Below are 14,089 nucleotides of genomic sequence, written 5' to 3'. Positions count from 1 at the left end.
TTTTTAAGATTTTTCTACTTCTTTTCCACATCATATTTACTTAAAATATCCTTTTGTTTAAATTAAATGAAAGAACTGGATGGGAAACTTTACTGAGGGGCTGCATGAAAATGAATGTCTTATTACTTGATGATGAACCATTAGAGTTAGAACAACTAGAATACTTGCTGCTATCTGAATTTCCTTCATGGAAGTTTTTCAAGGCTTCAGATGCGAGTCAAGCACATTCAATTAATCTAAATCATGAAATTGATTTAGCATTTTTAGATATTAATCTTCCAGGAAAATCAGGCCTTGAATTTGGGGAAGAACTGCGGCAAAGGAATAAAGATGTGGAAATAATCATGGTTACTGCCTGCCAAGATTTCAGCTATGCTCAGCAATCAATTAGAATTGGGGTAGTTGACTACTTAACAAAGCCTGTTATCGAGAGGGAGTTATTAACAATTCTATCAAAGTATAAAGAAAATCCATTTTCTCAAAGTTATTCCAGCTTAATCCAATGCTCTCTGAAAGCCATTCACGAAAAGTTTGCTGAAAAAATCTCACTTTCAGATATCTCAAATGTGGTTCATGCTAACCCTACCTACCTAAGTCGAAAATTTCATGAAGAAGTAGGTGTTGCTTTTTCGGAGTATTTAATTCGATATCGTATCCACGAAGCGAAAAGGATTCTAATTGCTCACCCAAACTGGACTATATCTGATGTAGCAGAAAATACAGGATTTAGCAGTCAAAACTATTTTAGTACATTATTTCGGAAAATAGAGGGGATATCACCAACAGAATTTCGGGAGAAAGAAAAAAGGTAAATACAATAAGAACAAAGTCCGGCACTGTTTTACTATGTGCCGGACTTTGTTCTTATTATTAATTATTTCATACAAGGAGTTGTATTTATCTGTGTAACAATGTGAGTACCTTGTTTTTCATTAATCGCATCTTGTAAACTTTCTGGGTTTGTAATAACTACTTTCTTCCCACCATTTTCTAAGAAGCTTAGGCTAGCCTCAATTTTTGGCAGCATACTGCCTGGTGCAAAGTGGTTTTCAAGAACATATTGTTTTGTTTCTTTAACTGTAATTTTTTCTAGAGCCAATTGATTTGGTTTTCCAAAATTAATACATACTCTTGGAACACCAGTTGTAATAATTAAAGTCTCAGCATTGACTTGTTCCGCTAAAAGGCTGGTAGCAAAATCTTTATCAATTACCGCATCGACACCCAAATACTCATTCTCTCTTGTCTTTATAACCGGAATTCCTCCGCCGCCAGCCGCAATCACAACGTATCCAGCATCTACCAATGATTTGATGGCTTCCTTTTCAACAATATCAATTGGTTTTGGTGATGGAACCACTCTACGATATCCACGTCCGGAATCTTCCATAAAAATCCACTCAGGATGTTCCAATTTCATTTCTTCTGCTTGTTCTAAAGTAAAGAATGAACCAACCGGTTTTGTTGGATTTTCAAAATTCGGATCATTAATGTCAACTTCAACTTGGGTAATGATCGTTGCAACTTTCTTATTTATGCCTCTTTTAGTAAATTCGTTTGTTAACGCTTGTTGAATTTGGTATCCAATACCGCCTTGTGTATCTGCCACACAATTGACGAGCGGGACATCCGGCATACCTGCCATTTCATTGGCAATTTCAGACCTTCTAAGCCCAAAACCAACCTGTGGACCATTTCCATGTGTCACAACTACATTGTAACCTTCTTGAACCATATCTGCGATATTCACGGCAGTTTCTTGAACAGCTTCATATTGATCTTGAACGGAATCGCGGCCGTTGTCTCGAACTAGAGAGTTTCCACCAATAGCAACAATAACTAGTTTACTCATCTGTTTACCTCCTGTGATTCTAGTTGTTTTTTTAATAATTCTAAGGATTGGTTCTTGTGCAATTGGTATAATGGATTAGTTGGATCGTTTGCAATTGCATTTTCAATTGCCTCAATCGCGGCTTCATGCTTGCCAAGTGATCTTAAACTGTTTGCCTTGTGGAAAGAAAAATCATATCTGTTTGGCTGAAGTGCTAAAAGCTTATCCATTTCGACTACAGCTTCCTCATGTCGGCCTAGTTCTCTTAGATAATTTGATTTATGGTAACGGTAAAAAGTTTCATTAGGATCTAATTCGCATGCTTTGTCATATTCAGCAAGTGCTTCATCTGGTTTTTTCATTAACCTTAAACAATTAGCAGTATAAAAATATAAATCAAGTTCATTAGGATTTAGCACTAACGCTTTTTTATATGCTTCGAGTGCTTCATCATACCGTTTAAGTTCTTGGAAAGAATAGCCTTTGTAGAAATAATAATCTAAATTATTTGAATCTGTTTCGATAGCTTGATTCATTAATGAAATTACTTCTTCATACTTATCATCTAAGTAGAATGCTTTTGCTCGATTTATATAATCATTCTGTTCAACATACTCATTCGTAAGAATCTTTACTACATTTTGATGCTTTAATTCTTTGGCATGCTGAAGTGATGATTTCCCATCCCTATCTGGCAAATTTACATCTGCATCGGCTTTGACTAGTAATTCAATGATCAATGAGTATAAGCGGCCGCCATTACCCAAAATGACTGACTCTAATAGAGCTGACCAGCCTAAATTGTTGGCATGATTGACTGGGATACCAGCTTCCAAGCATCTTTGTACAGTTTTTAGATAGCCTTTTTCACTGGAAGGTAATAATGCAGTGCCGCCAAATCGGTTTACACTATTTAAATCTGCACCATATTTTAGCATTGTGCTTAAAATTTCATGAAAACCATTTGCACCAGAACAAATAAACGGTGTTAATTGTGTAATATCTCTTGTATTTACATCACTGCCAGCTTCTAATAGTAATTTAACGACTGAAAGTTGATTTTTCTGTGTAGCAGCCATCAAAGCTGTTCGGCCTTCTTCGTCCTTAAAAGACACGTCAGCCCCGTTTTCTAATAATTGCTTTACAGCCTGTAGATCTCCACGTTCACTTGCAAGGATTAGCTCCATCATAAAATTCTCCCCTTTACCATTAATCTAGAATAAATTTCACCTTCGATAGCTATTCAATCCTCTATCGAAGGTGAATTTTAACGTTCTAATTATGCAATTTTTTCTTCTGTTTCAGGTTTCGGCTGTGCTTTACTACGATCCATCACAAATTTTATAACAAATATAGCTGCCATCATTAGATAGCCAAAGAAAAATTCTACAGAAGCACCTTTAGCAAATGCGACTGTTGGAGAGTGGATAAATCCAACGATGGATAGTACGGCAGCTATTGCTGCTGCGGCAGCACCACGTAACGGTTTATCGTTGATAGCAAAAATCGCGATACATCCCCATAACAGACTGGCAATCGGTGCACCATTTCCTAAATGAGACAATCCTTCATAATAAACCCCTTTACTAGCAAGCTTATCAAGCCCCACGGTTCCCGCAGCAGTTCCAGCGGCACCAAGTACATTATTAGCAAGTGTTAGAGCCCAGTTTGCAATCCATGGGAATAATGCAATAAAGATAACTGGAACTTCAATTTTCGGCGTTTCACGAACAACTTGGTTGGCCGTTACAACTCCAATATAAACTAGGATAGGAGCGATGGCATAAATCGGAATGATCGCTAGCAAAAATGCTCCAATACCAAATAGTGAAAGAATTAACATTGATAAACCGGTTGCTACTGTATATCCAATACCAGCGCCCATTGATTTCCATCCTGGGTGTCCTACATATACTGTTACTGGATATGGATTTCCAAATGTTGCACCAAGCATAGAAGCAAGTCCATTCGTTAACATAACTTGTCTTGTTTGATAATCATCCCCTGCAGTAGAGGCACTTTCAATATTCTCCAAGTCAAACACATAGTTAGAAAGACCTAGTGGTATAGCTGATGCCAAATACGGAAGGGCATGTGGCAACCCCTGCATAAAACCATCAATATTTAATGTAGGAGGATTGAATCCAAACGATGATAAAGATTGTGAAATTGCACCAGGCTCCATCACACCTAAAGCCCAGGCAATCCCTGTACCAACAGCTAGCAATAAAAACCCTGTTGGAATTTTTGCAAAGACCGGTGATTTACCAAACCAGTTAATGAAAATAATGATTAACACAGCGAAAGCAATCATCGGTGCTTCAAATGCTTGTAACATTGGATTCATGGCTAATAACAATAGTCCAAGACCAGCTAAACAAGATAATAATACTGTTCTAGGAATAATTTTTCTTATCGTATCGCCCAATAATGATCCGACTACTAGAATCATTGCTTCAACGAAACACCATACTAGTGCAATCCCAATGGCAAACTCATAATCTTTTGTTTGGGTATAGACTGGCAATATGACTAAAAAAGTTACAGTGAAAATAGAAGGAGCACTTGGTCCTGAAGGCAATGCTGTTACATCAGACCTGCCCGTTTTTTTAGCTAGACGATATGCAAAAATGCCATACGCACAACTTGCGATAAATATACCCATCCCAAAAGCTGGGGCAATTTTCCCATAAACGACTGATGATGGAATACCTACAACAAAAATTAATAATGACATCATTGTAAGAAGATTGGTTAAGTTATTGGCGAGTAGACCGAAGTATGCAGCCAAGTCCCCTTTTTTCCAAAATTTAATTGTTTGATCCATTACGGTTCACCTCTAAATATGAATTAGTTTGTTGGATAGGAAGAAAATATTGTTAGTTAACATTATTGAATACACCTCTGCTTAAGTTGCCTCCTTTTCACAGCAAAAACTCCTTCTTATCTCAATTAAAATTTTATAAAGCTGGAAGAGAAATAATAATAATGGTTAACCGGTTACATCTAAAATTTTATACGGAAACCCTTTTTTGGTCATTGTCTACCTAAACCAAAAAGGGAGGTATTCATTTAGGCAAGTTATACAATAAACTTTGTACAAAATATGTCCTATACATATGATTAGAAAAACCTGAAAACAGTGGGATTATTTGTTATTTTGCACAATCCTTTTAATTGCATTATTTGACTATTTTTTTTAGTATTAACTGAAACTATACTTAGACAGGACGTGTTAATAAAAATGAAGAAAACGGTAATTTATAAAGAGGATATAAATTTCTCAATTAAGGCCGATTTTTATGGGACTTACCAAGAAAATGCCCCTGTTGTCATCTATATACATGGCGGAGGGTTAATTTGGGGAACAAGAGAAGAAATTAGTGAAGAAATGATCAAACTATACACCGACAATGGATTCTCATTATTTTCAATCGACTATAGGCTGGCTCCTAGGACAGAACTGCCTGAAATTCTTAAGGATATCGAAGATGCAATCCGATGGATTCAATTAGAAGGACCAAAACAATTTTCAATAGATCCAAAGAAAATTGCAGTTGTAGGAAGTTCCGCCGGTGGTTTTTTAGCTCTCTCTACTGGAACATTTACTCATAAGCCACGTGCAATTGTTTCGTTTTACGGATACGGGGATCTTGTTGGAAGCTGGGCTGCTAGTCCAAGTAAATTTTATTGTCAAAAGGACACTGTTTCTAAGGAACTTGCTTACAAATTGATCACAGATCGTATCGTAACCGAGGCATCCGTAGAAGAACGTTTTTTATTTTATGTTTATGCGAGACAGAATGGAGTGTGGATTGAGGAAATTACAGGGGTAAATCCTTTAAACAATAAAGAAGCTCTCTATCCATTCTGCCCGAATCGAAATGTTACAAAGGAATTTCCACCAACTTTATTATTACACGGAACAAAGGATACGGATGTACCATACGAACAATCAGTATTTATGAGAGCTGCCCTTATTAAACAATCGGTTGATGCAAGACTTATTACGATTCCAAATGGTGAGCATGTATTTGATAAAGACTTCCAAGACCCGATAGTTCAACATGCACTTAATCAAGTCATTGATTTTTTAAAAACCCGCCTGAGTTAAAAAAAGCCCAGCAGATTATTAATCTAAGCTGGGCTTTTTGTTATTTAATAGATTTATGGAAAAACTCAAACAAATCATCACAATCTTTTCTTTGCTCTACTTTAACCATTTTGAGAACACTTTTATCTTCACCTGTTAAATACTTACGTAAATGCATATCTGAGAAGCCAAATTTATCAGCATCTTCGCTCGTGTTACAGTAATAAACTTCTTTAATTCCCGTCCAAATAATGGCGGACACACACATTGGACAAGGTTCACAAGTTGCATAGATCACACAATCAGATAAATCCATTGTTTCTAACTTTTTACAAGCCTCACGAATGGCAACCATTTCAGCATGAGCAGATGGGTCAATATCTCTCATCATTGTATTGCTTACTACAGCGATAATTTCATCACCGCGTACGATTGTTGCACCGAATGGCCCGCCAACTTTGTTTGCCATACCAACAAATGTTGCATCTGCAGCTAATTTCATATAATCCATATCCAAATTCCTCCTATTTTTACTCTGTAACAGGACCAATATTATCTTTCTTATTTACATAGAGTTTATACGCTAAGAACGCAGCAATTAGCAAATATCCCCAAACGAAAGGCATAGCAGTTGCTTGTGCAAGTCCGATAGTGCTTGTATGAATGGCACCAATAAAAGTTAAAGCGGATGCTAGTACTGCAGCAATAATGCCTCCAATAGGAGTATTGCGGATCGTAAATACAGCTATACAACCCCAAAGAACACTTGAAATAGGAGCACCATTACCTAGAGCAACCAAGCCATCGTAGAAAAGTCCAGCATTATGCAGAGCTAGTGAAGATACTTGATCGGCAGCATCCCCCACAGACTTACCAGCAGCTGAAAGTGCATTATTAACAGCAACAAGTGCCCAGTTCGCAACCCATGGGAAGAAACATATAAAGATTGCTGGAGCTTCAAATTTCGGACTTTCTTTCACAACTTGATGCCCTGTTACAATCGCAATAAACACAAGCATCGGAACGATAGCAGCAATTGGGACAACAGCTAGCAACAGTCCCATAAGACTGAAAACCGATAATAAGAATATGGCAACAGAGCTGGCAATTGAATAGCCTAAACCTGCTCCAACTTCTTTCCAGCCAGCATGTCCTACATATACGGTTACTGGGAATGGGTTACCACAAAGGCCGCCTATTAGAGTAGAAAAACCGTTTGCAAGCATAACATCACGAGTTTTGTATTCATCTCCACTGACAGCAGCAGCTTCTACGTTTTCCAAGTTAAAAATGTAGTTTGCTAACCCTAAAGGTACAGCCGTTAATAAATATGGCAAAGCAGCGTTTAAACTGTCGGCAAACCCATTTAAATGCAGCATTGGAGGATTAAAGCCGAATGATTTTAGTGCTTCAGTAACATCTGCAGGATTTTGATATCCAGCTATCCAAGCAATTGCAGTTCCTACTACGATCAATAATAAACCTGTAGGTATTTTCTTTAATATTGGATGTTTACTTAACCAGTTCATGAAAATGATGATTAAGGCAACAAAGGCAACTATAGGCATTTCAAAGGATTGCAGCATTGGGTTCATACCCAAGAATACAAATGCCAAACCTGCCAAGGCCGCAAGCAATACCGTTCTTGGGACAATCTTTCTAATCGTTTCACCCAGGAATGCTCCTAAAAATAATATGGCAGCCTCAATAAACCCCCAAATTACAGCAACTGTGGTTGTGAAAGCAGCGTCCTGTGTTTGTTGATAGAGAGGAAGCATAATCACAAATACGATAAGAAATATACCAGGAGAACTAGAACCTGATGGTAGTGCGGTAACATCTGTCCTACCTGTTTTCTTAGCCAATTTATAAGCAAAATAAGCAAATATAATGCCAGATAGCAATACAGCAAATCCAAAGCCTGGAACTATTTGTCTATAAACAAACTCTTTTGGCATACCAACTACACCAATTAATAATGAAATCATAACCAAAAAGTCTGTCAAAACATTAACGAATAAACCAAAGGAAGCAGCAAAGTCACCTTTTTTCCAAAATTTAATTGTTTGAGCCATTACATTTCACCTCTTAATATGAATAGTTTGCAAGATAAAATAATATTATTGTTAGCAATTTTTTAACTTTTGCTTATATTTCCTCCTTTTACGGCAAAAACTCTTCCTTTTCGAAGCTTAAAGAAATCGATTACATTTTAAATTCTATACGGATATACGTTATTGGTCATTGGTCACCTAAACCAAAAAGTAAAGTATTTATCTAGGCAGTTCATACGATAAATTTTGTACAAAATATGTCCTAATTGATTTGTTGCAGTAGTAGACACTGCTCTTAAACAAAGCCCAGCAGATTAAAAATCTAAGCTGGGCTTTTAATTTAAGTTTGAATATTATTGAATGTTTTCACCTAGAGCCAGCATTGCTTTTTCAAAGGCTTCCACTGGAGGATAGGTAATTCCTGCACCTATCATTCCGATACCTGCATCTTTATGAGCAATCGCCGTATTAATAACAGGCATAATACCTGTTTGGATAACCTTACGAACATCAATTCCTGTCGGAAGTCCCATGAAATCAAGTACTGGAATTGTTACGTTAGGATTTTCAGTTGTTGTGATTTCCTTCATTCTAGTTGTAAAACCAATCGCTTCATCTGGTGTTCCACCAACTAATGCAACAATTGCTGGAGCTGTTGCCATCGCAAATCCGCCGAAACCATATGTTTCAGTAATGGCGCTATCCCCGATATCAAGACCAGAATCTTCTGGCTTGTAACCTGCAAACATTGGACCAATTACTTTTTGTGCAGGGCCAGTAAACCAAGTGTTTCCAGGCATTCCGCTCACACGGATACCGAATTCAACTCCATTCCGGGCCATGGTTGTAACGACTGTACTGTTTTCAATGCCATGAGCAGCATCAAGGGCACATTTCGCCATTGCCATCCAAGTAGGACCGGAGAAGTAATCGCTGCTCGCAACGAAATCAAATACTTCTTTCTTCTGTTCGATTGTGTAATCAGTTTGTAAAATATACGTAGTTAAAGCCTGAATTAATAATGTTGTACCCGCAACATTTCGGTTATGACACTCGTCTCCCATATGAAGTGCTTGTGCAAGCATTAAGCGTAAGTCAATTCCATTAGGATTTAGTTTCATCGCATCACGTAAAATTGGACCGAAAACATCGCGCATCCAATTTAAACGATCAATAACGCTTTGATCATTAGCTCCCATTCGAAGGATTTTTGCTAATTGTTCACTTAAGTTTGTATAAGCAATATTGCCATATGTTTTATTTTCAACAATGTGCATGAACATTGACGCAGAAGTAACACCTGCCATTGATCCTACACAGTTGTGTTCGTGACATGGTGAAAAAGTGATTTCGCCAGATGCGGCTAGTTTAGCCGCTTCTTCAACATCCTTAGCTAAACCTTCAAATACGATTGCGCCTGTAACAGCACCTTTCATAGGACCATTCATTTTATCCCAAGTAATTGGAGGTCCTGCATGAAGGATCGTTGTTTTGGTCATACCAGGTACGCAATTAATGGCTTGATCATATCCAATTAACACTGGGTGAGAATTAATAATTCTTTCGACTGCTATTTTGTTAGCTTCTTCAATTTTTTCTAAGATTGCAGGATTTTCAAACTTGTCAAGTGCAGCAATTAATGCTGGGTTTCCTCTGCCAGGCGGTGTCCATTCTAAATGAATGACTTCAGAGCCTTGTTGTAATAAATCATCTTTAAAGGACTCAATTCCTACGTTAATGACATGTGGTCTACTTTTAAATAAATCGCTAATTCTACTCATGCCTATTCTCCCTTCACAACAAATTCTCTAGCTAATAAGCCAGCATTCTGCATGCTGCTCGCATGTGTTACATCTGCAGCCAATAATTTATTAATTTGCTCTTCATAATTTTGTGGATCTAATTCTGTTCCAAGAACATATCCAATGATCTCTAAATGTCTTCCTTCTTGTTCCGCTTGTTGTTTTGCTTCTATGATTGCTGGAAGGAAAGCTCCAACTGGATCTTCATGTGCTCCATAACCTATAACAAAGTCCATTACGATAGCACCAACAGACGGATCTTTTGCCTCCTGAATAAATCTTTCAAGACGTGTAGATGGATCAATCATTGGGTGTGGCTTTCCTTGTGTGTATTCATCATCACCAAAGTCGATGAATGTATGTTCTTGGCTTGTATAACGGTCTTTTAGTCTATACTCTGGATTTCTTTGAATATTGCTGTAGACATTATCGAATTTCTCCATCGCTGCATGCATCGCTTCATCTGCCAGCGTTCCACCGCTGAAAAGTCCACGAATATATTTCTGTTCAGGAGTTAACTTCGTCCGAACTTCTTCAATAAGCGGGATATTTAATGTACGTTTATTTAACTTGCTTTCGTCTGCCCCAGCCAATAGGACTGCTTTAAGTGCAGCTTCTTTAGACATTTTCGCAAAATGGGCACCAGCAGCAGTAATTTTTTCTTCATTCCCGCCAACAAACCAAACGACAACTGGTTTTGTACAGTTTTTAATTTTCGCTAATACTTTTTCTTCTACACTAGGTGCAGGTGGTTTGGAAATAACGACAATGACTTTTGTCTCCTCATCGTCTTCAAGTGCCTGAATACCATCAAGCATCATGATTCCGCCAACTTCTTCTTTTAAATCTCTACCGCCTGTTCCAATTAATTGTGAGATACCGAAGCCAAATTCGTGAATGCGGACGCTTACTTCTTGGCTGCCCGTTCCTGATGCCCCAACAATACCGATATTCCCTTTTCTTACCGCATTCGCGAAGCAAAGGGCTGTATTTCCGATAATCGCTGTTCCACAGTCTGGACCCATCATAAATAAGCCTTTTTCATGAGCTAATTTCTTTAATTCAATTTCATCCTCAATGCTCACATTGTCGCTAAACATCATGACATGTAAATCATTTTCAAGAGCCTTTTTCGCTTCTCTAGCTGCATATGCACCATTTACAGCAATAATAGCTAAATTAGCTTCTGGATTACTCCCTGCAGCAGCAGAAATAGTAGAAAACTTAATGTCACTTTTCCCTTTTTTACCAGAATTCTTTTTTGTAAATATATCATTTATTTTTTCGAAAGCGATTTCGCATAATTCGTCAGTTGCTGCTTTTACAACAATAACTAAATCACTTGCCCCCGCTGTCTCTACTTCAGGTGTCAGTAAACCGACATTTTTCATTACCTCTTTATTCATTTCTGTAGCCATTGCAATAATGGCCTGTTCCACTTCTTCAATTTGATTTGCTTTAGTGGAAAGCGACATTAAAGATACTGAATCGACATATGTGTTTGGCTTAATCAAAGCTTGTACTAACATACTTTACCTCCTGCTCTAATAGTGGCCTCCATTCCGAAAACAATGCCATAAGCTATATCTGTCCCGGATGAAGAACCTATGTTTAATAATTTATTTAAAGAGAGAATTAAGTCTTCATCATCCTCAACTAATAAAGAGTTAAGTAATGAAATAATAGACTCTCTCACTTTACCAAATGCTGCTTTTTTCAAAGTCATGTAACTAATGTCATTCGTTAAGGTTTTTGCTTTCTTTAAAACTTCTTCACAAAATAATCGGTAAGGATTAAAAGGGCTGTTTTTCATATTAAAAATAGTAAATAACCCAGTTAAAAAATCATCACCAGAGGGAGTTAACCCGGGTCCAAGTCCAACAATTGAAACTGCATGCGGCAAGGCAGATGAGATTCGATCATTTAATAATTCGTTTAATAGTAAAAGAGTTCTTTTCTCAAGCATATTCGAGACTTCTGCTTCAAAAGGATTTTGGGGTATGGCATTTTTTTTTATTCCTCCGCCTACACCGTGAATGTTAATATATTCCTTCATTTTTATTAAATTTTGTTTCACGATTTCCACTTTACATGGGTATGCTGGTAAAACACTTTCCCATTTTTTTATTTTATCAATAGAAATAATGAGCTTATCCCCAATATACAAGAGATTTTGTTCAACACGTACCCGATCACTTACTCCAATTTCCAGCGGCTTCATATTGTCAACATCAATAATTAACGTGTTAGGTCCGTTATCAAGTTTGCTGCATGCAATGGTATATAAATCGCCATTTTCGAAAGATTTAATATTAAATGTTCGATTAAATGTACTATGCACATAACCAGTGAAAAGTGAATTATTAATTTCCTTTATAAAATCAGCATCACCTGAGATTGTATTTATCAAGAATGACACCCCATAGTTCTAAAATTATGAAGTCGAATAAACTTTTGAGCAGATCGAACCTCCTCTAAGAAAGAAAAATAGTTTGTAAGAATTAACATGAATTTGTACGTAAATTAGTGTGCTCTCCCCTTCGATTACAATACAAGGCAATGGGTATGACTGAATGAAAAAAATTAAGGGTTTTGAATTCAGCAAACTCATCTTAGTCTCAGGAAGCATTGTACAATTTTCAATTAAATATAATGCTTACATGATTATTCTAGTTATTTTGCATAACACCGTCATCGTGTAACAAATCCAAAAAGCCATGCATTCAATTGTGCAAATCGTACAATGGATTGTGATTAAATTATGTCAATGAAATGATAGCTTGTTGTCTTTATGCCAAATAAAAAGGAGATGTATGAATTATCTACATCTCCAATCTTTTATTTGGCTCTATCTTAAGTCTCTACTACTAAATTAATTAATTGACGGCCACAAGAGAGCCAGTTGCTAGAACGCCTTTATGCAGGACGGCTGCACGCTTAGGCAGTCGGGCAACCGTTTCAGCAGAACAACTTGCCTGAACCAGAACAGCATTTGCTGTATCTCCAACTTTCGGCCATATTTGTTTACCGGACTCATCTAATGGTGTAATACCTCCGGTAGCTAGGGAGAGGGCACGGGACAACGTGTATTCGTGTTTCCAGCCATAAAGCTGTGCAGCAAGATGCGCCTTCTGCAAGGTATCTCCTATTCCGAATGGATCCCATTGATCCGTGATACTATCATTACCCAGCAGGACTTTAACACCTTGCTGCTGGAGCAGCGGAATTGGCATAACCCCTTTTCCAATTGGAACAGATGACGCGATAGATATACCCTGAGAAGCTAAGAGGTTTGCCATTTCCTTATCCGCTCCAGCCGGTAACGACGCGAGCGAGAACGCATGGCTGATCGTCACTTTTCCCTGCAGACCAGCTTGTTCAGTTAAATTTGCCAGCAGTCTAATCGCATTTATTCCAGTTTCCCCACCTTCATGGAGGTGGATATCAATTCCTGCTTTATAATCGGCTGCAATTTGGACCATTGTATTCAATGATTTTTCCATATTCTCATCTACCAAGGTTGGATCTAGTCCGCCAACATGGGTAACTCCCAGTTGCATTGCCTCACGGATAAGACCTTCTACATTTGAACGGAGCAAACCATGTTGAGGGAATGCCACAATTTCATGTGATATTTTATCGGAGTAGTTCGCTAATGCCTTTTTCAGATTCTCAAGATTCTTTAACCCTACCACCTGATCGATATTACAATGGCTTCTTACATACGTTGAACCATAACTGAGGATCAGTTCAATTAATTTCTCTGCACGCTCCTGAGCAGTTGGCAGAAGCTCCAATAACAGTGTCTGTTCTAATTCAATCATATCGAAAATACCATTTTTTCTCAGATGGGCAGCTCTCCAAGGACCGCCATAATAGGTTTTATCCAAATGAATATGCATATCTCTAAAGGAGGGCAGTAATAGCAGCCCTTTGGCGTCATAACAATCCAAATTTTTATTATATGTTACATTAGTTTCTAATATTTTAGTAATTTTACCTTTAACAATTTGGAGATTTCGTATTACGCTTTCCGTTGCGGCGACTTGACCATTTTCATACTTATAACCGCTTTCTAAACGTACATTCAAAAGCATATAGCTGCTGTTCTTATCGGGCCTTTTGGTGTTTATGCCAGCCTCAGCATTTGCGATCACCTCTTCCGGTAAAAACAAATCCATCGTACCTGTAACGCCAAGAACGGCTGAGGCACCCCCAATTTTTCCAGCATTACAAAGAAACCTTCTTCGTGAAAATCCTTCATTACCCGTAATCATCTAATCTTCCTCCTTATGTACCAAAAATTTAA

At 37.6% G+C, this 14,089-nt stretch carries 11 protein-coding genes; 2 read left to right on the top strand and 9 right to left on the bottom strand.

Features of this window, described 5'->3' with window-relative positions; translation table 11 throughout:
• The first annotated feature begins 110 nt into the window (after nt 1-110).
• Entirely contained in the window at nt 111-812 is a 702-nt protein-coding gene (locus ACY3XC_RS18310) for a response regulator transcription factor (RefSeq protein ID WP_464869825.1), read from the top strand.
• Nucleotides 813-874: 62 nt separating this feature from the next.
• On the opposite strand, the gene arcC is transcribed toward ACY3XC_RS18310, so the two are convergent.
• The 3 genes from arcC to ACY3XC_RS18295 form a co-directional block, all read right to left on the bottom strand.
• Complete coding sequence (gene arcC / locus ACY3XC_RS18305) at nt 875-1,852, bottom strand: carbamate kinase (protein WP_464869824.1); 978 nt, start codon at nt 1,850-1,852, stop codon at nt 875-877.
• Nucleotides 1,849-3,021, bottom strand: a complete 1,173-nt coding sequence (locus tag ACY3XC_RS18300; protein ID WP_464869823.1) for an ankyrin repeat domain-containing protein — start codon at nt 3,019-3,021, stop codon at nt 1,849-1,851. The genes arcC and ACY3XC_RS18300 overlap by 4 nt, the downstream gene beginning before the upstream one ends.
• 89 nt (nt 3,022-3,110) lie before the next feature.
• Nucleotides 3,111-4,658, bottom strand: a complete 1,548-nt coding sequence (locus ACY3XC_RS18295) for a xanthine permease (protein WP_464869822.1) — start codon at nt 4,656-4,658, stop codon at nt 3,111-3,113.
• Between the two features lie 417 nt (nt 4,659-5,075).
• On the opposite strand from ACY3XC_RS18295, the gene ACY3XC_RS18290 reads away from it, so the two are divergent.
• Nucleotides 5,076-5,945, top strand: coding sequence for an alpha/beta hydrolase (locus ACY3XC_RS18290; protein ID WP_464869821.1), 870 nt, complete (start codon nt 5,076-5,078; stop codon nt 5,943-5,945).
• A gap of 40 nt (nt 5,946-5,985) precedes the next feature.
• Here ACY3XC_RS18290 and ACY3XC_RS18285 read toward each other — a convergent pair whose 3' ends face one another.
• The 6 genes from ACY3XC_RS18285 to ACY3XC_RS18260 form a co-directional block, all read right to left on the bottom strand.
• Nucleotides 5,986-6,435, bottom strand: a complete 450-nt coding sequence (locus tag ACY3XC_RS18285) for a nucleoside deaminase (RefSeq protein WP_464869820.1) — start codon at nt 6,433-6,435, stop codon at nt 5,986-5,988.
• Between the two features lie 19 nt (nt 6,436-6,454).
• On the bottom strand, nt 6,455-7,999 hold the full coding sequence (locus ACY3XC_RS18280) for a xanthine permease (protein WP_464869819.1): 1,545 nt from the start codon (nt 7,997-7,999) through the stop codon (nt 6,455-6,457).
• Between the two features lie 332 nt (nt 8,000-8,331).
• Complete coding sequence (locus tag ACY3XC_RS18275) at nt 8,332-9,759, bottom strand: YlbE family protein (RefSeq protein WP_464869818.1); 1,428 nt, start codon at nt 9,757-9,759, stop codon at nt 8,332-8,334.
• Between the two features lie 2 nt (nt 9,760-9,761).
• Complete coding sequence (fdrA, locus tag ACY3XC_RS18270) at nt 9,762-11,309, bottom strand: acyl-CoA synthetase FdrA (RefSeq protein ID WP_464869817.1); 1,548 nt, start codon at nt 11,307-11,309, stop codon at nt 9,762-9,764.
• A complete protein-coding gene (locus tag ACY3XC_RS18265; protein ID WP_464869816.1) occupies nt 11,303-12,190 on the bottom strand; it encodes an oxamate carbamoyltransferase subunit AllH family protein in 888 nt (295 codons plus the stop codon). The genes fdrA and ACY3XC_RS18265 overlap by 7 nt, the downstream gene beginning before the upstream one ends.
• Before the next feature lie 466 nt (nt 12,191-12,656).
• Nucleotides 12,657-14,057, bottom strand: coding sequence for an amidohydrolase (locus tag ACY3XC_RS18260; protein WP_464869815.1), 1,401 nt, complete (start codon nt 14,055-14,057; stop codon nt 12,657-12,659).
• Nucleotides 14,058-14,089: the final 32 nt, after the last annotated feature.

The sequence above is a fragment of the Bacillus sp. CZDM1 genome (assembly GCF_055502545.1).
The sequence above is the reverse complement of the archived record's forward strand: the minus strand, read 5'-3'. Positions and strand labels throughout refer to the sequence as shown.